Here is a 21,417-nt window from a genome sequence, read left to right as displayed (position 1 = left end):
TTATTTCTCCGCTTGCAGATAGATCGTGGCCAGCGGCGGTAGGGTCAGGCGCAGGCGTTGTGCGTGCCCGTGCATGCCCATCGGCTCGGTCGCCAGGCGACCGCTGTTGCCGAGGTTGCTGCCACCGTAATGGGCACTGTCGGTGTTGAGGATTTCGCGCCAGCCGCCGGCACGCGGCACGCCAACGCGATAGTCGTGGTGCGGTTGCGGGGTGAGGTTGCTCACCGCCAGCAACGGTGCGCCGCCATCGGGATCGTGGCGGATGAACGCCAGTACGCTGTTGCGCGCATCGTCGGCCACGCTCCAGTCGAAACCGTCGGCACGATGCGTGCCGCGGTACAAAGCCGGCACCCGTCGCAATGCGGCATTGAGATCGCCGACCAGTTGCTGCACGCCGCGATGCGGCGCGCCATCGAGCAGATGCCAGTCCAGCGATTGATCGTGATTCCAGTCGTTCCACTGGCCGAACTCGGCGCCCATGAACAGCAGCTTGTCGCCAGGATGCGCCCACATCAACGCCAGGTAGGCGCGCAGGTTGGCAAAGCGCCGCCAGTCGTCGCCGGGCATCTGCCCGAGCAGGCCGCCACTGCCGTGCACCACTTCGTCGTGCGAGAGCGGCAGCACGAAACGTTCGGAGAATGCGTACACCAGGCCGAAGGTGAGCTGGCTATGATGCTGCGCGCGCTCGGCCGGATCGCGCTGCATGTAGCTCAGCGTGTCGTGCATCCAGCCCATGTTCCATTTGTGGGTGAAGCCCAGTCCGCCCTCGCTGGTCGGCGCGGTCACGCCCGGCCAGGCAGTGGACTCTTCAGCGATGCTCAGCACACCGGGAAAGCGCGTGGCAATCTCGCTGTTGAGCTGGCGCAGGAAGGCGACCGCTTCCAGATTCTCGCGGCCGCCATGCGCGTTGGGCACCCACTCGCCTTCGGCACGGCCATAGTCGCGATACAGCATCGAGGCCACTGCATCCACGCGCAGGCCGTCGAGGTGGTAGTGATCGATCCACTCCAGCGCGCTGCCCAGCAGATAGGCGGTCACTTCGGGCCGGCCGTAGTTGTAGATCAGCGTGTTCCAGTCGCGATGCATGCCTTCGCGCGGGTCGGCATGCTCGTACACCGCGGCGCCGTCGAACTGCGCCAGGCCGTGTGCATCATCGGGAAAGTGCGCGCTGACCCAGTCCAGGATCACGCCGATGCCGGCGCGATGACAGGCATCGACGAACTGGGCAAAGCCATCCGGGCTGCCGTGGCGCGCGGTCGGTGCGTACAGCCCCAAAGGTTGATAGCCCCAGGAGCCGCCGAACGGATGTTCGGTGATCGGCAGCAACTCGATATGGGTGAAGCCGAGCTGCTGCACATAGGGGATCAGTTGTGCGGCCAGCCCTGGCCAGTCCAGCGGCTGGTTGTGCCCATCGCGCCGCCAGGACGCGGCATGCACCTCATAGATCGACAGTGGCGCCGGCGCGGCACTGGCATCGCGCGCGGCCATCCAGGCGGCGTCGGTCCAGGCAAACGCTGCCGCGCCCGGCACCACCGAGGCGGTGGCCGGCGGCAATTCGCTCTGGCGCGCCACCGGGTCGGCCTTGAGCAATACGCGGCCATCGGCAGCGGTGATGGCGTACTTGTAACGTGTGCCGGCTTCCACGCGCGGCAGGAACAGCTCCCAGAACCCGCCGATGCGCGGGCGCATCGGGTGCCGGCGCACATCCCAGCCATTGAAATCGCCTACCACCGCCACGCGTTGCGCATGCGGCGCCCACACCGCAAAGCGCACCCCGGGCACGTCGTCGCAGTGCAGGTGTTGGGCACCCAGGGCACGGCGCAACGCCTGGCCATCGCCGGCAGCGATCTGCAGCAGGGTTGATTCGTCCAGCGTGGCGGCAAAGGCGTAGGGGTCTTCGATCTCCTGTACCACATCCGGCCACACGATGCGCAGCCGATACGGGCCTTCGACCGCCAGCGTGCCCTCGAACACGCCATCGACCGGGCCGGCCTGCATGCGCGCCAGCAACTTGCCGCGTGGATCGATCAGGCCCATCGCCTCGGCACCGGGCGCCAGCACGCGCACCAGCCGGCGGCCGTCCGCCTGGGAATGCGGGCCCAATACCGCGAATGCATCGGCAGGCAGGCCATCGGCCAGCGCCTGCACGCTCTGCACCAGATCCGACATCCCATCCATGGTCACCGCCGTCGCTTCCGTCTCCTGCCCCTGCACGCCCAGCCGTTCGCTCATGACACCGTCGCAAGCGCGGGAGCGGTTGCGGCGGTGCGTTCGTACAGCGAGAGGTATTTCTTGCCCGCCACATCCCAACCACTGGGACGCAGCATCGCCGCGCGGCGCATCGCCGACAGCAGGCTGGGCAGGCGGAAGGTGCGGAATGCGCGCTCCAGGCAGCGGCGCAACGCTTCCACGCTGGCGTGCTGGAACAAAAAGCCGGTGACGCCGTCATCCACCGTGTCGATCAGGCCACCGGTGGCGTGCGCGATCGGCAGGCAGCCAAAACGCTGCGCATACATCTGGCTCAAGCCGCACGGCTCGAAGCGCGATGGCATCAGCAGGAAGTCGGCACCGGCGAACATGCGCCGCGCCAAGCCTTCCTCGAAACCGATGAAGGCACCGACCTGGCCCGGATAGCGCCGGGTCAGCTCGGCGACCTGTTGCTCGATCTCCGGCTCGCCACCGCCGATCACCGCGATCTGGCCGCCGGCCGCCACGATCTGCGGGGCGACCTCGCAGATCAGGTCCAGGCCCTTTTGATGCACCAGCCGCGACACCACCGCAAACAGCGGGCCGGTGCTCTCGCGCAGCCCGAAGGCCTTGCGCACCTGCGCGGCGTTGGCCTGACGGCCCTGCCACTGATTGACGCTGAAGTGCGTGTCCAGATATTCGTCGGTACGCGGGTCCCAGCTGGCGTCGATGCCGTTGACGATGCCGGTCAGCGCGCCCTTGGCGGCGCGGCCGGCCAGCAGGCGGTCCAGGCCACAGCCCTGCGCCGGGCCGGTGATCTGCTGGGCATAGCTGACACTGACCGTGTTGACGTGGTCGGCATGCACGATGCCGCCGCGCAGGAACGACATCTGCCCGTAGAACTCCAGCTCGGCCACACGCTCGGCCGGGATGCCCAGCGCGGCGGCCATCGAATACGGCACCAGGCCCTGGTAGGCCAGGTTATGGATGGTCAACAGGCACGGCGTGGTGCCGCCGGACCAGCGCACATAGGCGGCCGCCAGCGCGCACGGCCAGTCGTTGAGGTGCAGCAGGCGCGGCTTCCAGCCCAGTCCGGCATGGCCGGCGGCGATCTGCGCAGCGGCATGCGACAAGGTGGCAAAGCGGATCGCGTTGTCTTCGAATTCCGAGCCGCTGGTGCTCACATAGGGCGAGCCGTCACGTTCGAACAATTCCTTGGACAGCAGGATGTAGATCGGCAGCCCGTCCGATTGCACGATGCGGCCGATGTCGCAGGCCGGCAGTGCGGCATGCGCCAGCACCCGGCCGACGATCTCCACCTTGCCCGCCCGCGCCAGCACCGCCCGGTAGCCGGGGATCAGCACACGGACGTCGTAGCGATGGCGCAGCGCGCGTGGCAGCGCCGCGGCCACATCGCCCAGACCGCCCGCCTTGATGAAGTCCGCCATCTCCGACACCACGAACAAGGCGCCGCGGGTATCGGCCGGCGACACCGGCAGGCGCTCGTGATGGCGAATGAAGCGGCCACGCGCATCACGCGGTCGCCCGCTCTTCTTCAGAGTCGGGAGCATCGTGCTGCGCTCTAAGCGTGCGGTAGTAGCGTGAAGCGGCATCATGGCAACCATCTAAACGTCCGTCGTAAAGTGGGTGGAGACGGAAAAACAGCGAAGCGACAACCATCATCTGCCGATTCAGCCAGACGACCTGCTACGAATGAGGAGCGGGGCCAACGCGCGTACTCCACGTTGTCCTTGGGACGAATCTACACCCCGGGCAAATAAAATATGCGTGAATACGTGCTGACTTTTCTGCGACATCTACATTCCCTTGCGCATGGTTGCGTAGCTCTAAAGGCATAAGCGGCGCATTGCAGTGCGATGACATCCCTGCCGTGGTGCGCGGTTGTTGAAACGCACCGAAAGCGGGCAACGACGGCGGCGCCCGCCATCACCCGCATGACTTGTTCAGCCGCGCATGCAGGACCGCTGTCGTCTACTGCCTGGCATCGGGGCTGCCTGCCGGAACTGCGCAGACCTGCCCAGACCGCTTAAGCGCGACGCCCGCGCGCCGATAACCCGCAATGGCACCACGACTTTCCGAGACCCCGGCGCATGGCAGACCAGCCTGAACTCCCAAGCCGCCCACGTGGCGGGCTGCGCCGCCTGTTGCCCTGGGGCGGCGCGGACAGCGCGCGCCCGGCCGCCGCCCTGCCCAGCGTGATCGGCGGCGGGCACGGCCTGGCCGCGCATCAGCTGGTGCCGGCCAAGAACAAGTCCGGCGCGCACGACCCGGCGGCCGCCACCGCCCTGTTGATGCGCCTGTTCTCGCATGCCGCGCATCCGGAGGCCTTGCTGCTGGCCTTCGCCGAAGGCATCACCAGCCTGCATGGCGAACTCGGCGACATGGGCGTGCGCCTGAGCGCAGCCTATGCGGCCGGCGACTGGCCCGGCTACGGCCGCACCCTGCGGCAACTGATCGACAAGTACATCCGCACCATCGATACCGGCGACTCGCTGGCCGAAGGGCGCACCGAAGCCGAACAACTGCGCGACCTGCTGCGGCACGCGCTGGGCAATGCCCTGGCCACGCTGCTGCAACGCAGCCCGGAACTGGCCGAGGAAGCGCAGACCCTGGCATCGGCACTGCGCCACTGGCGCCCCGGCCATGAGCTGATTACGCTGGAACAGCGCCTGCGCGAACTCAGTCATCAGATCGGCCTGCGTGCCGAAGATGCCAGCGAGCAGCAGAACCTGCTGCTCGGCCTGTTCGACCTGCTGTTGGAGAACGTCGGCGAACTGCTCGACGATCGCAGCTGGCTGCAGGGCCAGATCTCGGTGGTGCGGCAGTTGATCTCCGGGCCGCTGGATGTCAGCTCGATCGAACAGGCACGCGGCACCTTGCGCGAGGTCATCTACAAGCAGGGCCTGCTCAAGCAAGGCATTGCCGACTCCAAGACCGCGATGCGCGAGATGATGGTGTCCTTCGTCGATCGGCTCGACGGCATGGCCACCAGCACCGGCGAGTACCACGATCGCGTTGCCGGCTATTCGCAGGCGATCGGCGACGCTCGCAGCATTCCCGACCTCAACCGGCTGTTGCAGGACGTGCTACAGGACACTGCCGGGGTGCAGGCGCAGGCACTGGCCGCACGCGACGAGCTGCTGGCCGCACGCCGCCAGGTCGAGGACGCCGAGCAGCGCATCGCCTCGCTCGAACAGGAACTCAAGGACGTGGCCGGGCTGGTGCGCGAAGACCAGCTGACCGGCGCGCTGAACCGCCGTGGCTTCGAGGAACTGTTCCAGCGTGAGGCCGCACGCACCCAGCGCGGCGGGCAACCCTTGTGCGTGGCGATGCTGGATCTGGACGACTTCCGCCGCCTCAACGAGACCCACGGCCACGCCGGTGGCGACGCCGCGCTGCGCCACACCGTGGACGTGGCCAAGTCGGTGCTGCGCACCACCGACGCCATCGCCCGCTTCGGCGGCGAGGAGTTCGTGCTGCTGTTGCCGGACTCCACCATCTTCGAAGCCAGCGCGGCAGTGATCCGCCTGCAGCGCGCACTGGCCCAGCGCTCGTTGCTGCACGAGGACGTGCGCGTGTTCGTCAGCTTCAGCGGCGGCGTGGCACTGCGCCATCTCGACGAGGCCCAGGACGATGTGATCCGCCGTGCCGACCGCGCCATGTACGACGCCAAGGCAGCCGGCAAGAATCGGGTGATCAGCGCCGACTAGCCGCGAACGCGGCCTGCCGCATCGACCGGTCGGACCGGATCACCGACGCACGACGCAGAGGCGCCGCCGGTCTTTCGGTTGCCGCCGGGCCCCACTACGACCAACCGCTTCCGTGCGGCGACCAGGGGCTCCCCTGGCCCGCCGCGGGACGGCGTCAGTGCGCCGCCGGCTTCCCGCGCAGCTTCTGGAACAGCATCACCGCGCCCAGCACGATCGCACCGGCAATCACGCCGACCAGCATGTTGCCCAGTGCATCGACCAACCAGCCCATGCCGCCGGCCGACTTGGCCAGGTCCTGAACCAGGTGATGCAGTGCCGGGATGTTGTGCACCAGGATGCCGCCGCCGACCAGGAACATCGCCAGCGTGCCGGCCACCGACAGGAACTTCATCAGCCACGGCGCAGCCACCAGGATGCCGCGGCCCAGCGCCGCCAACGCCGCGCCCTTCTTGCTCAGGTACAGGCCCAGGTCGTCCAGCTTGACGATGGCCGCGACCAGACCGTACACGCCGATGGTCATCGCCAGCGCGATCGCCACCAGCACCGCGACCTGCTGGCCGAACGACACCCCGGCCACCACGCCCAGCGACAGCACGATGATCTCCGCCGACAGGATGAAGTCGGTGCGGATCGCGCCCTTGACCTTGTCCTTTTCCAGCGCCACCACGTCCACGTTCTGGTCGGCCAGCGCGCGGGTGCGCTCGGCATGCCGCTGCGCTTCCTCGTCCTGGTTGTGCAGGAACTTGTGCGCCAGCTTCTCCACGCCCTCGAAGCACAGGTAGGCACCGCCGATCATCATCAGCGGCATTACCAGCGGCACGTTGTAGCCGCGCCCGCGCAGCCAGGCCTCCAGGGCGCTGATCGCCAGTGCCGCCGGCACCAGGATCACCTTGTTCATCAGCGAGCCCTTGGCCACCGCCCACACCACCGGCAACTCGCGGTCGGCGGTGACGCCGGTGACCTGCTGCGCATTGAGCGCCAGGTCGTCGCCCAGGACGCCGGCGGTCTTCTTGGCCGCGACCTTGGTCAGGATGGAAACGTCGTCCAGCAGCGTGGCGATGTCGTCGAGCAGGGTGAACAGGCTGGCACCGGCCATGCGGGGGTCCTTCGTGAGTGGCGGTGGATTCTCGCCGATCCTGCGCCCGTATGGGGTGATGGCAGGCGGTTGCACGCCGTTGCCGACCGTTGGTGCGCGATCCCGACGCCCGCCGACCGCATGATTCGGCCATGCCCGTCGGCCTCGCCGCACACGATCGCGCCGTAGCCGCTTGTCTGGATTCACCGCCCGACGACCCGCCGCTGGCCACACTCGCGCTCTTGCACGACCGCCGGAGATGGCCTTGAGTCCGAACGACCCGTACCGCACACCGGCCCAGGCCGCGATCCCCGCCGACACCGGCGTGGTGGGCGGCATGAGCCGTCGCACGCAGATCCTGCGCCTGTTGCTGCGGTATCGCGGGTCGGGCGTGTTTGCCGGCATGAACCTGGATCCGGCTGCGATCAACGAGTACGAAGTGCCCGCCGAAGGCACGCCCGACCAGTTCGTCTCCGACCTGGAAGCGCTCGGTCCCACCTTCGTCAAGCTCGGCCAGATGCTGTCCACGCGGCCGGACATCGTGCCGCCGGAGTTCGCCACGGCGCTGGAGCGCATGCAGGAGAACACCAGTTCGGTGCCGGTGGAGCGCATCCGCCAGATCATCGAAGAAGAACTCGGCGTGTCGGTCAACAAGGCGTTCTCGTTTTTCGATCCGGTGCCGCTGGGCTGCGCCTCGCTGGCGCAGGTGCACCGCGCCGCCCTGCGCGACGGCACCCCGGTGGCAGTCAAGGTGCAAAAGCCCGAAGTCGCCGCCCAGGTACGTTCGGATCTGGACGTGCTCAAGAGTTTTGCCACCGCCGCCGACCGCCTGACCGGCATCGGCCGGCGCGTACGCTTTGCAGACTGGCTGGGCGAATTCGGCAAGACCCTGCGCGCCGAGCTCAATTACGAGGACGAGGCCGAGACGCTGGTGCGCTTCGGCAAACATCTCAAGCCGTTTCCGCTGTTGTGGATTCCGCAACCGGTGTGGGACCTGAGCAGCCGCAAGGTGCTGACCATGCAGCTGGCCGAAGGCGTGCGCGTGGACAAGATCTCCGGCCTGCGCCGCACCGAGCAGCCGATGGACAAGCTGGCCGCAGAACTGGTCAAGGGCTACCTGGACCAGATGTTCGTGCATGGCGAGATCCACGCCGACCCGCATCCGGGCAACCTGCGCGTGCTGCAGGACGGGCGCCTGGCGATCTTCGACCTGGGCATGGTCGCGCACGTGCCGCCGCGCCTGCGCGAGCGCTTGCTCAAGCTGCTGTTCGCCGCCGTCGACGGCCGTGGCGAAGAGGTCGCCGAAGAGACCATCGCGCTGAGCACGCGCCTGGAGGATTACGACGAAGACCGCTACCAGCGCGAAACCGGGCAGATGATCGCCCGCTACGCCGCGCACGACACCACCTCCGAGGGCCGTGTGGTACTGGACCTGGTGCGCATCGCCACCGCCAACGGCCTGCGCACGCCGCCGGAGCTGAGCCTGCTCGGCAAGACCTTGTTGAACCTGGAAGGCGTGTGCCGCACGCTGTCGCCGCACCTGGACACGCGCCGCATCGTCGAGCGCCACCTGCAGCATGTGATGCGCGCGCGCCTGAAAAAATCCCTGTCGGCGGCCAATCTGGCCAGCGAGGCGATGGAACTGCAGCATCTGGTGCGCGAAGGACCGCGCCGCATGTCCGAGATCCTGTCGCTGGCGGCGGAAAACCGCCTGCAGATGCGCGTCACCGGGCTGGAAGAATCGCATCTGATGGAAAGCCTGCAGAAGATCGCCAACCGCGTGGCGGCCGGCATCGTGACTGCGGCGCTGATCATGGCCTCGGCGCAGATGATGCGTATCGAAACCGGCTTGAAGCTGTGGGGCTATCCGGCGATCGCAATGGTGCTGTTCCTGCTCGGCGTCGTGCTGGGCCTGGGCATCGTGCTCAGCGCGCTGCTGTTCGACCGCCGCGTGCGTGCACGCGAAGAACGCGGGCATCGATAGCGCCACACCCCCGCGTAGGAGCATACCCGGGCGCGACATGGCGTTACCCGGTGTCGCCTGCCAAGACCGCCGCGTCCACGCGAAGAACGCGGGCATCGATAGCGCCACACACATGCGTAGGAGCGCACCCGAGCGCGACGCGGCTTAACCGGCGTCGCATGCAAAGACCGCCGCGTCCAGCGATCAAAGTGGATCGGGCGATGTGGCGTTATCGAGACGTCGCCGATGTGCGAGAGCCGCGCCAGATGCGGAGTGTAGAAACCGTGGCTCCCTTGGCGAGCGCCACCGCGACCAGCTGATCGTCACCGCGCACGCTGTGCCGCGCTACGGCAAGCACGCAACTCCAACAAACATTTCAGTCAGCTTCAGCGCGGCATAGTCCGTCATCCGGGTGTCACATTGGGTGTGGCGCACAGGACATGGCGAGCAAGGCGTCCGGTACGCGCTCGCATCATTCCCCCACGGACGCTGCCGCATGCATTGGATGTTGTTGTTTTCGCTGTTGCTCCTGCTTTGGCTCTTGGTCGCCTCGCCACGTCTGGCGTGGCTGAAGGCCGGATTGTTGTCATTGCTGCTGCTGTTGCTCAGTGCCTGGGGCCTGGTGGATCGGCTCAGCGGCGACGGCATCAATGCTGCCACGCTGTATCACCTGCGCGCGGACATGGACGGTGCCGGCGTCAGCGATTTCTCCGGCTATATCGCCGTGTTTATCGGCATGGTGCTGCTGTCGCTCAGCCCGCTGGTGTTGCTCAGGGTGCGGCGTTTCCGTCGCCCGCGTGGAGGCAATGCGGTATTCGGCGGCTTCGTGGTGATGTTGCTGGTGAGCATCGCGGTCAGCCCCTTGTACCGCGACGGCAAGCGCCTGTACTACCAGCTGCGCCCGGTGGATTACGCCACCGTGGTACCGGAATACCTGGTGCCGCAGCAGCCCTTGCAGAAGCGCAAGAACATCGTGTGGATCTACGGCGAGAGCCTGGAACGCACCTACTTCGACGAAGACGTGTTTCCCGGCCTGATGCCAAACCTGCGCGCGCTAGCCAGCGAGGCGGTGGACGTGCGCAACCTCACCTCCACCGAAGGCAGCGGCTGGACCATCGCCGGCATGGTCGCCTCGATGTGCGGCGTGCCGCTGACCACCGCGCCCGGCGATGAAAACAGCATGGGCCGCATGGGCCTGTTCCTGCCCGAAGCGCGCTGCCTGGGCGACTATCTCAAGGATCAGGGCTACCGCAATCACTATGTCGGTGGCGCCGATGCCAGCTTTGCCGGCAAGGGCAGTTTCCTGTCCAGCCATGGCTTCGATGTGGTGCACGACGTCAGCTACTTCCGCGACAAAGGCGTGGCGCCGAACCACTTTTCCGCCTGGGGCGTGCACGACGATGTGCTGCTGGACGATGCCTGGGACAGCTTCCAGACGCTGTCGCGCGCCGGCCAGCCGTTCATGCTCACCACACTGACCATGGACACCCACCACCCTGCCGGCCATCTGCCGCTGGCGTGCAAGGGCCAGCACTACGACAGCGCGTTGGGCGACATCGGGCTGCTGCATGCGCTCAAGTGCAGCGACCGGCTGATCGGCGAGCTGGTCGCGCGCATTCGCAATAGCCGCTACGGCAAGAACACCATCATCGTGATCGCCTCCGATCACCTGGCGATGCCCAACGATCTCAGCGACGTCCTGGCCAAGCAGAAGCGCGAAAATCTGCTGCTGTTCCTGGGCAAGGACATCGCCCCGCAGCAAGTGGTCACACGCGCCGGCAGCACGCTGGATTCGGGCGCGACGCTGTTGCAGTTGCTGGAGCCGGGCATGCGCACGCTGGGCTTCGGCCGCTCGCTGCTGGCCAGCGATGCGCCCCCCAGCGCCAGCGTTGCGGCCAGCCGCGACAGCGGCAAGGACTACCCGCGCTATCTCGCTTACGCACGCACGCTGTGGACCGGGCGCAGCACCCGCATGCTGCGTATCAACGGCAATGGCGATGTGGTGGTGGGCGTGCAGCAGGTGCGCCCGCCGGTGCTGCTGGAATACGACGACGACACCAACCTCAAAACCGTCTATCTGGAAAACACCTCGCGCCAGTTCGACCGCACCCACACCGAGGGCACGCTGGCCTATGTGGATCGCTGCACGGCGTTCGAGGACGGCTCGGCCGATGGCGATTGGTGCGCTTTGGTGGTCGACCGCCACCAGAGCATGAAGCTATACCGCGACCCGGACCTGACCCGCGGCATCGCCGTGGATGCGCCGCTGGAGGCCAGCCAGCAAGGCCCGCGCCCACGCGTACGCCAGCCGATCATGCTCACCCAGGCCGCGCGCAAGACCGAAGCCGGTCGTTACATGCTGGAGCTGTACGCCAAGCGCCGGCCGACGCGTGCATTCTGGGTGGAGGCAGTCTCGTCGGAGCGCAAGGTGGTGCTGGCCCAGCAATGGGTGGTGCCCGATGCGGCCGGTCGCATCCGCATGCCGGTAGGCCTGGAACATGCGGTGGACGATCTGGAAATCCGCGCCTGGCTGGACTACACCGAAGACGTCAGCGTGGACGACCTGGCCCTGGTGAAGCAGACCCAGGTCGCGGATCGCTCCTGAGTCTGGCTGTCGCCCTGTATGAAGCAACGGCGAAGGCAAAGCTCAAGAGCAACGTCGAAGCGTGCAATTTGCGGCCTGACTGCGGGGTCCTTGCCCGCCCACCATCGCAGGACACGCCGCAAGTACGTCCTTGTAGGCTCTTACGCGGCATCCATGCCGCGTAAGGTCCCGCGACGGTGAGCAGGCAAGGACCTGTCGGGATGGTCGGTGTGCATGGCGCAGGCAGAGTAGGACCCGCGTTGTTCGATCAGTGTGCGTGCGACCAGGGCCCCTTCCCACGCGCTGCATCCACGCGTCGACTCAATCTTCCGATGCAGGCGTGCCATCGGCCGAATCGCGCGCCACCGCCGCACCTGCCCGGCTGAAGCGAATTTCCTGCGGCGATTGCAGCGCAATCCCCGCCGTTTCCATCCGCTGCAACAACGCGAAGAACAGCTCGCTGCGTACCCCGTACGAATCGCGCGGGCTGCGCACATAGGCGAACGAATTGAAGTTGACATGCCCGCCGGCCAGTGAATCGATGAACACCGAGGGAGCCGGATCGGCCAGCACCTTGGTGTGCTCGGCAAACAGCTCCAGCAGCATGTTGCGCACCTTTGCCACGTCGGTTTCCAACGGCACCGAGAACTGCAGTTGCACCCGCCCCATCGGGTTGGACAGGGTCATGTTGCGCACGCTCTTGGTGATCAATTCCGAGTTGGGCACGATCAGGGTGGAGCGGTCGCCGACCTGGATCTCGGTCGCACGCACGCTGATCTTGCGTACGTCGCCCTCCTGGTCGCCGATACGCACCCAATCGCCGATCTTCACCGGCCGCTCGGCCAGCAGGATCAGGCCCGACACGAAGTTCTGCGTGATCGCCTGCAGACCGAAACCGATACCCACTGACAGCGCGCTCAACACCAGCGCAAGCCGCTTCAGATCCAGGCCCAATGCAGTCAGGCCCCACACCACCACGATCAGCCAGCCCAGATAGCGCGCCACCGTACTGATGGAATTGCGCGCACCGTCATCGAGCTCGGTCTTGGGCAGATAGGTGTTGAGCAACCACTGCTGCACCACGTGCACCAGCCCCATGCCGAGCAGGAACACGCACAGCGCCCTGAACACATCGCCCGGGGTGATCACCAGCTCCTTGCCGATGGTGATGCCGTGGGCGATGTTCTCCGCCCAGTCGGTCACCACGCTGATGTTGGCGCCATACGGCGTCAGCAGCACCGCGATGCCCAGCAGCACCAGCAGCACGCGAGTCGCCGCCGATATCAGCAGCCCGAGCTGCACCAGGCGTCCGCTGCCGATGCTGAGCGCATGCGACAAGGCCCGGCTGAAGCGGCCGTCGGGCTTGAACAGCCAGGTCATCAGATCGTCGGCAAAGACCACCAGCAGGCCGAGCAGGCTGCATACCAGGGTGATCCAGATGATCTGCCGCTCCACGAACAACGCCAGATTGAGATAGCCGAACAAGGCCGCGATCAGCGCAAAGATCACCGCCAGATGGCCCAGCAGGCGGATCAGCACGATGAAGCCGCCACCACGCGAGACCACCGGCGGCGGCGCATCGCTGTCCGGATCGGCCACACCGGCATTTGCCGCATGCGCACGCAAGGACAGGCTCAGCCCGGCCAACGCCGACAGGATCAACCCTGCATACAGCAACGCGGCCAGCGCATCGGTGGCGGTGGTCAGTGCGGGGCTGCTGCCGGCCACCTCGTTGATCTTCATCGCCATGCCGCTGAACCAGATCACCGCCGCGGTGGCCAGGCAATGCACGCGCAGGCGGTCGACAGTGGCATCGTCCAGCGGGAACAGGCGCCAGCTGGGCTGGTGCTTCATCAACAGGCTGGCACTGAGCGAACCGACGAAGGCAGCCACTACGCTGATGGCGACGAATCCGGTCAGCAACTGGTCCAGATCGTCGGGCAGCTCGCCGAGCGCACGGATGCCCTCGACCAGCACGAATGCCGCAATCCCCAGAGTCAGCGTGCCGACCAGCAGAAACCACAGTGCCAGGCCCGAGCGTCGCAGGCGTCCGCCGGGCGCACGCGAGGCCGCATAACGACGCCCCAGGTGACGCAGGAAGATGCGCAGCGGAAGCGCCAGCAGCAACGCGATGACGACAGCGGTCATCAGCCCGCCCACGCCGTTGCCTGCGATGCCGGCCTGCACCATCTGCACCGTCTTGTCGGACAAGGCCTGAAGGCGGGCACGATCGTCGGGCCACTGCTGCGCGATCTGTTTCCACAAGGTCGGCGACAACGGCGAGGCCACCCGCGTGGAGAGCTTCACGCTGAAGCGTTGCACCCGCTCGCGTTCGAGCCGGTCGGCCAGTTCCTTGGCATTGGAGACCAGCAGCGTGGCCCTGATGAACTCGGCATTGAGCTGATCGCGCTCCTTGGTCAGCGCCTTGCGCTGTTTTGCCAGGTCGGCCGGTTCGTTCGGCGCGGCGACACCGAGCCCCTCCAGTCGCCCGTTGAGCTCCTTGAGCGGTTGCTCCAGCGTGCGCACCAGATCCTGTGCCTGCCGCTGCGCGCCGGCGACATCGTCGGTGAGCTTGCCGAGCTGCTCGGTATCGGCCTTCTCCATGCCCGCGTCGGCCTGGGTCAGCACCTTCTGCATGTTGTCGAGCTGAGTCTGTGCGGTCTCTAGCAGCGTGTCGTCGTCCTGCGCCACGGCGGCGCCCACGCACACCATCCACAACGCGACCAGCAGCAGCACACGCTGCAACACGCCGCGACGGGCACCCAGGGCAACTCGGAATTCGGACACAGGCAGAGATCGGACAGGCGCAACCAGCGCGGTGCCGGCATCTTAATCCACTGCTTCCAGCCAGGCGGATCGACGCTGCCGTGCGGGTTCAGCCTGGCAGAGCTCGCCAGCAGCGGCTGTTACTGCGCGATCGCAGGTTCTTTCGCGATGCGGTGACAGCGCTGCCCGCCGCAGTAGATGCACCGTCCGGTCATCCCAACCTGAGCATGAACGCGGTGCAGCTTGTCACCTCGCGGCAACGGTGCGCTGTCGCAGAATCGAGTCACCGCTACGGCAGACGCAGCGGATGACCGCGAAGGAGATACTCTATGCAGATTCAGATCCAGACCGACAAGCACGTGCCGCATGACCCTTCAGTCGTGCAGCATGTCGAGAAGACCTGCTCCGCCCAGCTGGCGCATTTCGCCAACGACATCACCCGCGTCGAAGTGCATTTGCGCGATGAAAACGGCCAGCGCGGCGGCGCAGCGGATCGAACCTGCAGCATCGAGGCGCACGTCGCCGGCCTGCCGCCGATCGCGGCCACCAATAGCGCCGAAACCACCGCCTCGGCCGTCACCGGCGCCGCACGCAAGCTGCGCACCGCTATCGAACACGCACGTGGCAAGCAGCACGCCAAGGCCACCACACCGCCGCCGGAAGCACTCTGATCCGCGCCTGGACAGGGTGGCGCCAGGCGCCCCCTGCCAGCCGGTGCATCGTTGGCACCGCAGCGCAATGACGCATTGATACATCAGCCGGCACCAACCCCTGATCCAGAAACGCCATCGACCCGCTGCAGTGTCACTGCGGCGGGCCGATGGGTTTTGATCTGGTGCGCCCGGAGGGATTCGAACCCCCGACCAATGGCTTCGGAAGCCACTACTCTATCCGGCTGAGCTACGAGCGCCTGGCCGGGCATTATGCCAGAACCGCCGCCGCGCGCGTGACACCGGCGACAGGGAGTGCCGAACGGCCGGACACCGCTGCATTGCCGATGGAGCCCAGTCCGGAGCCAGCGCCGGCGCGGAGGTACCTGGCGCGAGTTCGCGCAGCCGCCCGGAAGATTGGACGATGCCTAGCTAGCTCATCACCCAGCGCATGACCGCAGCCGAGCCGCGCTGCTACCCTTTGCAGCATGAGCAAGCATGGTGTTGAACAGCTGCCGACAGCGCCCGCGCTGACCTGGCCGCAGCGACTGGGGCAGTATTGGACGTTGGTCCGCGGCGATCGTCCGATCGGCAGCCTGCTGTTGCTGTGGCCGACCTGGTGGGCGTTGTGGCTGGCCGCCGGTGGCCTGCCGCCGCTGTGGACACTGTTCGTGTTCACCGCCGGGGTCTGGCTGACCCGCTCGGCCGGCTGCGTGATCAACGACTATGCCGACCGCTGGCTGGACCCGCACGTGGAGCGCACCAAGTCGCGCCCGCTGGCCACCGGGGCGGTGTCCGGGCGCGAGGCGCTGTGGGTGTTCGTGGTGCTGATGCTGGTGGCATTCGCGCTGGTGCTCACGCTCAACTGGCTGACCGTGGCCCTGAGCGTGCCGGGCGTGTTCCTGGCCGCCAGCTATCCCTATCTCAAGCGCCACACCCACCTGCCCCAGGTCTATCTGGGCATGGCCTTCGGCTGGGGCATCCCGATGGCCTTCGCCGCAGTGCAGGGCAGCGTGCCATTGCTGGGCTGGCTGCTGTACGCGGCCAACATCCTCTGGGCCACGGCCTACGACACCTGGTATGCGATGGTCGACCGCGAGGACGACATCCGCATGGGCAGCAAGTCCACCGCCATCCTGTTCGGCAGGTTCGACCTGATCGCGCAGTGCCTGCTGTATGCATCGATGTTTGCGGCACTGGCGCTGGTCGGCCTGCGCGCCAGTCTCGGCATCGCGTACTGGGCCGGACTGGGCGTGGCCGCACTGCTGGTGGCCTACGAGTTCCGCCTCGCCCGCCACCGCGAACGCGGCCCGTGCTTCCGCGCCTTCCTGCACAACAACTGGGTAGGCCTGGCGATCTTCGTCGGCATCGCCGCGGCGCTGGCAATGCGCTGACACGCACACAGGTCAATCGCCTCACCCCCAACCCCTCTCCCCGGGGGAGAGGGGTTGGGGGTGGGGGTGAGGGTACGGACGAAGCCCCCATGCTGCAGCTCGCAACCCGCAGCCCACCAAGCCTCACGGCACCCGCGCGCATACCCACGCATCCACCCGCTGCACACCGGCCCGCTGCAAGGCCTGCGCCGCCGCATGCAGCGTCGCACCGGTGGTCATCACGTCATCCACCAGGGCCACATGCGCGGGCAAGGCGCCACGCGCGACAAAGGCCTGGCGCAGATTGCGCTGACGCTCGGCTGCATCCAGCTCCGATTGCGGCGCGGTCGCGCGGACCCGGTGCAGCAATGGCAGGCAGGGCAGCCGCAGCGCGCGGCCGAGCGGTCTGGCCAGCTCCAGCGCCTGATCGTAACCACGCTGGCGCAAGCGCTGCCGGTGCAGACTCACCGGCACCAGCGCCTGCGGACGCGGCAGGCCTACGCAACGCCAGACCATCAACTCGCTGAGCAAGCGCCCGGCAGCCAGATCCTGGTGGAACTTGAAACGCCGCAGCAAGCCATCCACCGGCCAGCGATAGGTGAAACACGCATGCACGCGCTGCAGCGGTGGCGGGTGCTGCAGGCATTGCCCGCACAGCAGCGCGCCATCGCAGGCGTATAGCTGCGTTGCGCAACACAGGCAGGCGTGCCCGTGATCCGGCAACGCGGCGCGACACGACGGGCACAGATCACAATCGGCGCTGCCGGGTTCCGCGCACACCAGGCACCGGCTCGGCAGCAGCAACCGCAACACTCGGCGCGGCCACCTGTAAACCGAGTTGACCTCTTCGAAGTTGACAGCCTCTTCCATGCTCACCAGACTGCCTGGCTTCCAAGCCGCTGACTGTCAGGAAACCCCGATGTCTGTTGTCGTACGCCATGACTGGGATCGCAAAGAGCTGCAGGCGCTGTTCGATCTGCCGTTTCCGGAGCTGCTGCACCGCGCCGCCAGCGTGCATCGCGCCCATTTCGATCCGGCGCAGGTGCAGGTGTCCACGCTGCTGTCGGTCAAGACCGGCGGCTGCCCGGAAGACTGCGCGTACTGCCCGCAGGCGCAGCGCTACGACACCGGCGTGACCGCGCAGAAGCTGATGGAGACCGAAGAGGTCGTCGCCAAGGCACGCCAGGCCAAGGCCGCCGGCGCCTCGCGCTTCTGCATGGGCGCGGCCTGGCGCTCGCCCAAGGAGCGCGACATCCCCAAGGTCGCGGCGATGATCCGCGAGGTCAAGGCGATGGGCCTGGAAACCTGCGCCACGCTCGGCATGCTCGACGCCGGCCAGGCACGCGCGCTCAAGGACGCCGGGCTGGACTACTACAACCACAATCTGGACACCGCGCCGGATTACTACGACTCGATCATCCATACCCGCCAGTATCAGGACCGCCTGAACACGCTGGAGCACGTGCGCGATGTCGGCCTGAAGACCTGCTGCGGCGGTATCGTCGGCATGGGCGAAACCCGCGAGCACCGCATCGGCCTGCTGCTGGCGCTGGCCACGCTGCCGGCGCATCCGGATTCGGTCCCGATCAACCAGCTGGTCCAGGTCGCCGGCACCCCGCTGCACGGCACCCAGCAACTGGACCCGTTCGAGTTCGTGCGCATGATCGCGGTCGCCCGCATCACGATGCCGCGTTCGATGGTGCGCCTGTCCGCCGGCCGCGAGGCGATGAGCGACGAACTGCAGGCGCTGTGCTTCCTGGCCGGTGCCAACTCGATCTTCTACGGCGAAAAACTGCTGACCACCGGCAACCCGGACACCGAACGCGACCAGGCTCTGTTCCAGCGCCTGGGCCTGCGCCCGATGCAGATCACCGTCGACGCCGCCGACCACGACCACCCCGGCACCGTGCATGCGGAGATCACCCGCAGCACGGCCTGCGAGCACGCCGCCTAACCGCGAATCGAACGTCCGGCACCGGTCGTCGGTGCCGGCTGGGCGCGCCGGGCGCGGCAGGCTACGCTAACGCCCCCTTCTGCCGTTGAACGCCCCCATGGCCCGCCCCGATCTGCACGAACGGATTTCGTCGCTGCGCACCTTGCGTGTGGCCCAGGAACGGGTGCGGGTGCGGCGGCTGGTGGGCCGTCGCGATGGCGTGCGGCTGGAAGTCGATGGCCGCTGGCTGACCGGTTTCTGCTCCAACGACTATCTGGGCCTGTCGCAGCAGTTCGAAGTGGTCGCCGCGTTGCAGGACGCCGCCGCGCGCGATGGTGCCGGCGCCACCGCCTCGCACCTGATCTGCGGCCACCACACCGCGCACGAAACGCTGGAGCGCGAGATCGCCGAGTGGCTCGGCTATCCGTCGGCGCTGCTGTTCGGCAGCGGCTTCATCGCCAACCTGGCGGTGCAGCAGGCCTTGCTCAGCGAGGACGACGATGTCTGCGTGCAGGACCGGCTCAACCACGCCAGCCTGCTCGATGCCACACGCCTGGCCGGCTGCCGGTTGCGCCGTTATCCGCACCTGGATGTGGAAGGCGCGATGCGTCAGCTCAAGGGCTCGCCCGAGGGCGCGGCGATGCTGGCCAGCGATGGCGTCTTCAGCATGGATGGCGATGTCGCGCCGCTGCGTGCGTTGAGCCTGGTGGCGCGCATGCAGCAGGCGCTGTTCTACGTCGACGACGCACATGGCGTGGGCGTGCTCGGCCCGCAGGGGCGCGGTTGCGTTGCCGATGCCGGACTGGGCGTGGCCGAAGTGCCGCTGCAGCTGGTGACCCTGGGCAAGGCGCTCGGCGGCTATGGCGCGGTGGTGGTCGGCGATGCAGCGCTGGTGCGCCATCTGGCCGAAACCGCGCGCCCCTACATCTACACCACCGCGTTGCCACCGGCGCAGGTCGCTGCGACGTTGGCAGCCGTGCGGCTGGCGCGTCGCGACGATTGGCGGCGCGCCAAGCTGGTCGAGTCGATTGGCAGTTTCCGCGATGGGGCACGCCGGCATGGCTTCGAGCTGATGGCCTCGGATACGCCGATCCAGCCCCTGCTGTGCGGCGAAGAAGCCACGGTGATGGCGATGTCCGCCGCGCTGGAACAGGCCGGCTTCCTGGTCGGCGCGATCCGCCCGCCCACCGTGCCCGAAGGCAAGGCGCGTCTGCGTGTGACCCTGTCCGCGCTGCATACGCCGCAGCAGGTGCAGGCCTTGATCGAGGCCATCGTGCAGGCGCGCGATGTGGTCAGCCGGCAACCGCTGCGTGCGTCTGCCTGAGGGCGACGATTAAGACGGTTGTGCAATAGCCGCGCGACGGCGGCCGGTGCTCGACGTGGCAGTGTCCGCGTCGCTGATGTTGCCGGATCGCTGCTGTCGGTGCGGTCCTGCGTGTCCGCAACCGGCTTGGCGTGCCGCGCAGATCGGCTCCACGCGCAGCGCAGGCTGATGCAAGACACCTTGCGCCCCATGCGCCGGTCAGCGCCATCAGCGACAATCCCCGCATGCATATCGATGTCATCGGCCACGGGCCTGCGCTGGTTCTTCTGCACGGTTGGGCGTTGCACGGCGGCGTGTTCGCGCCATTGGTGGAACGCCTGGCCGCGCAGCATCAACTGCATCTGGTGGATCTGCCCGGGCACGGTTTCAGCCGTGGCGACAGCACGCCGCTGGCGCTGCCGGACGTGGTCGCCGGCATCGCCGCCGCCACGCCGCCGGCGGTGTGGGTCGGCTGGTCGTTGGGCGGGCTGTTCGCGCTGCATGCCGCGGCCACCCAGCCCAAGGTACGCGGGCTGGCGATGATCGCGGCCACGCCGCGTTTCGTGCGTGGCAACGATTGGTCCGACGCCGTCGAGCGCGAGGTGTTCGTGCAATTCGGCCAGGACCTGGCGCGCGACTACCGCGGCACGCTGGAGCGATTTCTGGCGCTGGATACGCTGGGCTCGGCGCATGCCCGCAGCGAGTTGCGCAGCCTGCGCGAGACGCTGGTGGCGCGTGGCGAACCGGCCGCCGAAGCACTGCAGCAAGGCCTGCAGCTGCTGGAACGCAGCGACCTGCGCCGCGCGCTGCCGCAACTCGCGCGCCCCAGCCTGTGGATCGCGGGCCAGCGCGACCGGCTGGTGCCGGCGGCCGGCATGCAGGCCGCCGCCGCGCTGACGCCGCACGCGCAGGCCCTGACCATTGCCGGTGGCGGGCACGCACCGTTTCTTGGCCATGCCGATCAGGTCGCCGAGGCGCTGCAACGCTTCGTTGCGTCCGTGCCGTGAGCGGATCGCCGATCATGCGGCATCGCTGATCGAGGACACACGCATGGATCTGGGAATCGCCGGGCGCTGGGCACTGGTCTGCGCCGCCAGCAAGGGCCTGGGCTTGGGTTGCGCACGCGCACTGGCCAGCGAAGGCGTCAACGTGGTGATCGTCGCGCGCGGCCGCGCTGCCCTGGAGCAGTCCGCCGAGGCATTGCGCGCACTGCCGGGCGCCGGCGAAGTGCGTAGCGTGGTGGCCGATATCGCCACCCCGCAAGGACGCAGCGATGCGCTCGCCGCCTGCCCGCAGCTGGATATCCTCATCAACAATGCCGGTGGCCCGCCGCCCGGCGATTTTCGCCAGTGGGAACGCGACGACTGGCTGCGCGCACTGGACGCCAACATGCTGGCGCCGATCGAACTGATCCGCGCCAGCGTCGATGCGATGCGCGCGCGGCGCTTCGGCCGCATCGTCAACATCACCTCCAGTGCGGTGAAGGCGCCGATCGACATCCTGGGCCTGTCCAATGGCGCGCGCGCCGGCCTCACCGGCTTCGTCGCCGGGCTGGCGCGCAGCACGGTGGTCGACAACGTCACCATCAACAATCTGCTGCCCGGCCAGTTCGCCACCGACCGCCTGCGCGGCAACTTCGCGGCGATCGCGCAACAGCAAGGCAGCAGCGCCGAAGACGTCGCCGAGCGCAAACGTGCGGGCATTCCGGCCGCACGCTTCGGCGAGCCGGACGAATTCGGCGCGGCCTGCGCGTTCCTGTGCAGCGCGCAGGCCGGCTACATCACCGGGCAAAACCTGCTGATCGACGGCGGTAGCTATCCCGGCACGTTCTAGAGCGCCTCGGCCACGCGGC

14 protein-coding genes and 1 tRNA gene are annotated in these 21,417 nt (G+C 67.5%); 9 read left to right on the top strand and 6 right to left on the bottom strand.

The features are described 5' to 3' along the window. Both AC1PLS_RS02310 and glgA read right to left on the bottom strand, forming a co-directional pair. The gene (locus tag AC1PLS_RS02310; RefSeq protein ID WP_184432353.1) at window positions 1-2,232 is read right to left on the bottom strand and encodes a 1,4-alpha-glucan branching enzyme; all 2,232 of its coding nucleotides are present in this window, start codon (window positions 2,230-2,232) and stop codon (window positions 1-3) included. After that, on the bottom strand, window positions 2,229-3,812 hold the full coding sequence (glgA, locus tag AC1PLS_RS02305) for a glycogen synthase GlgA (protein WP_047127915.1): 1,584 nt from the start codon (window positions 3,810-3,812) through the stop codon (window positions 2,229-2,231). Before glgA ends, AC1PLS_RS02310 begins: the two co-directional genes overlap by 4 nt. Window positions 3,813-4,298: 486 nt before the next feature. Between glgA and AC1PLS_RS02300 the strand changes: the two genes are divergently transcribed. Then, complete coding sequence (locus tag AC1PLS_RS02300) at window positions 4,299-5,918, top strand: GGDEF domain-containing protein (protein ID WP_024938243.1); 1,620 nt, start codon at window positions 4,299-4,301, stop codon at window positions 5,916-5,918. A 154-nt stretch (window positions 5,919-6,072) separates the two neighbouring features. Here AC1PLS_RS02300 and AC1PLS_RS02295 read toward each other — a convergent pair whose 3' ends face one another. Beyond that, on the bottom strand, window positions 6,073-7,014 hold the full coding sequence (locus AC1PLS_RS02295) for a DUF808 domain-containing protein (protein WP_053046019.1): 942 nt from the start codon (window positions 7,012-7,014) through the stop codon (window positions 6,073-6,075). Window positions 7,015-7,252: 238 nt separating this feature from the next. Between AC1PLS_RS02295 and AC1PLS_RS02290 the strand changes: the two genes are divergently transcribed. Beyond that, the gene (locus AC1PLS_RS02290; protein WP_024938244.1) at window positions 7,253-8,977 is read left to right on the top strand and encodes an ABC1 kinase family protein; all 1,725 of its coding nucleotides are present in this window, start codon (window positions 7,253-7,255) and stop codon (window positions 8,975-8,977) included. Window positions 8,978-9,452: 475 nt separating this feature from the next. After that, the gene (locus AC1PLS_RS02285) at window positions 9,453-11,561 is read left to right on the top strand and encodes a phosphoglycerol transferase I (protein WP_184432355.1); all 2,109 of its coding nucleotides are present in this window, start codon (window positions 9,453-9,455) and stop codon (window positions 11,559-11,561) included. A 300-nt stretch (window positions 11,562-11,861) separates the two neighbouring features. Here AC1PLS_RS02285 and AC1PLS_RS02280 read toward each other — a convergent pair whose 3' ends face one another. Beyond that, window positions 11,862-14,285 carry a DUF3772 domain-containing protein gene (locus AC1PLS_RS02280; protein ID WP_260300110.1) on the bottom strand — a complete coding sequence of 808 codons (2,424 nt, stop codon included), beginning with the start codon at window positions 14,283-14,285 and terminating at the stop codon, window positions 11,862-11,864. A gap of 350 nt (window positions 14,286-14,635) precedes the next feature. Here AC1PLS_RS02280 and AC1PLS_RS02275 point away from each other — a divergent pair, with 350 nt between their 5' ends. Next, a complete protein-coding gene (locus tag AC1PLS_RS02275; RefSeq protein WP_024938247.1) occupies window positions 14,636-14,977 on the top strand; it encodes an HPF/RaiA family ribosome-associated protein in 342 nt (113 codons plus the stop codon). A gap of 162 nt (window positions 14,978-15,139) precedes the next feature. Here the strand turns inward: AC1PLS_RS02275 and AC1PLS_RS02270 are convergent. Then, a tRNA-Arg gene (locus tag AC1PLS_RS02270) sits at window positions 15,140-15,216 on the bottom strand. A 228-nt stretch (window positions 15,217-15,444) separates the two neighbouring features. Here AC1PLS_RS02270 and ubiA point away from each other — a divergent pair. Beyond that, window positions 15,445-16,350, top strand: coding sequence for a 4-hydroxybenzoate octaprenyltransferase (gene ubiA / locus AC1PLS_RS02265; protein ID WP_184432357.1), 906 nt, complete (start codon window positions 15,445-15,447; stop codon window positions 16,348-16,350). Between the two features lie 123 nt (window positions 16,351-16,473). On the opposite strand, the gene AC1PLS_RS02260 is transcribed toward ubiA, so the two are convergent. Further along, window positions 16,474-17,199, bottom strand: coding sequence for a ComF family protein (locus tag AC1PLS_RS02260; RefSeq protein WP_184432359.1), 726 nt, complete (start codon window positions 17,197-17,199; stop codon window positions 16,474-16,476). Window positions 17,200-17,248: 49 nt separating this feature from the next. Here AC1PLS_RS02260 and bioB point away from each other — a divergent pair, with 49 nt between their 5' ends. From bioB to AC1PLS_RS02240, 4 genes are all read left to right on the top strand, one after another. Next, window positions 17,249-18,283, top strand: coding sequence for a biotin synthase BioB (gene bioB / locus AC1PLS_RS02255; protein ID WP_104569212.1), 1,035 nt, complete (start codon window positions 17,249-17,251; stop codon window positions 18,281-18,283). A gap of 97 nt (window positions 18,284-18,380) precedes the next feature. Next, window positions 18,381-19,586 (top strand): 8-amino-7-oxononanoate synthase, encoded by a 1,206-nt coding sequence (bioF, locus tag AC1PLS_RS02250; protein WP_016903255.1) that lies wholly within the window; start codon window positions 18,381-18,383, stop codon window positions 19,584-19,586. Between the two features lie 224 nt (window positions 19,587-19,810). After that, a complete protein-coding gene (gene bioH, locus AC1PLS_RS02245) occupies window positions 19,811-20,572 on the top strand; it encodes a pimeloyl-ACP methyl ester esterase BioH (protein ID WP_046345419.1) in 762 nt (253 codons plus the stop codon). A gap of 43 nt (window positions 20,573-20,615) precedes the next feature. Continuing rightward, a complete protein-coding gene (locus tag AC1PLS_RS02240; RefSeq protein WP_184432361.1) occupies window positions 20,616-21,398 on the top strand; it encodes an SDR family oxidoreductase in 783 nt (260 codons plus the stop codon). The last annotated feature ends 19 nt before the right edge of the window (window positions 21,399-21,417 follow it).

The organism is Xanthomonas sp. NCPPB 3218, assembly GCF_056725185.1.
Note: the sequence above shows the minus strand (reverse complement) of the source record. Positions and strands in the feature narration are given on the sequence as shown.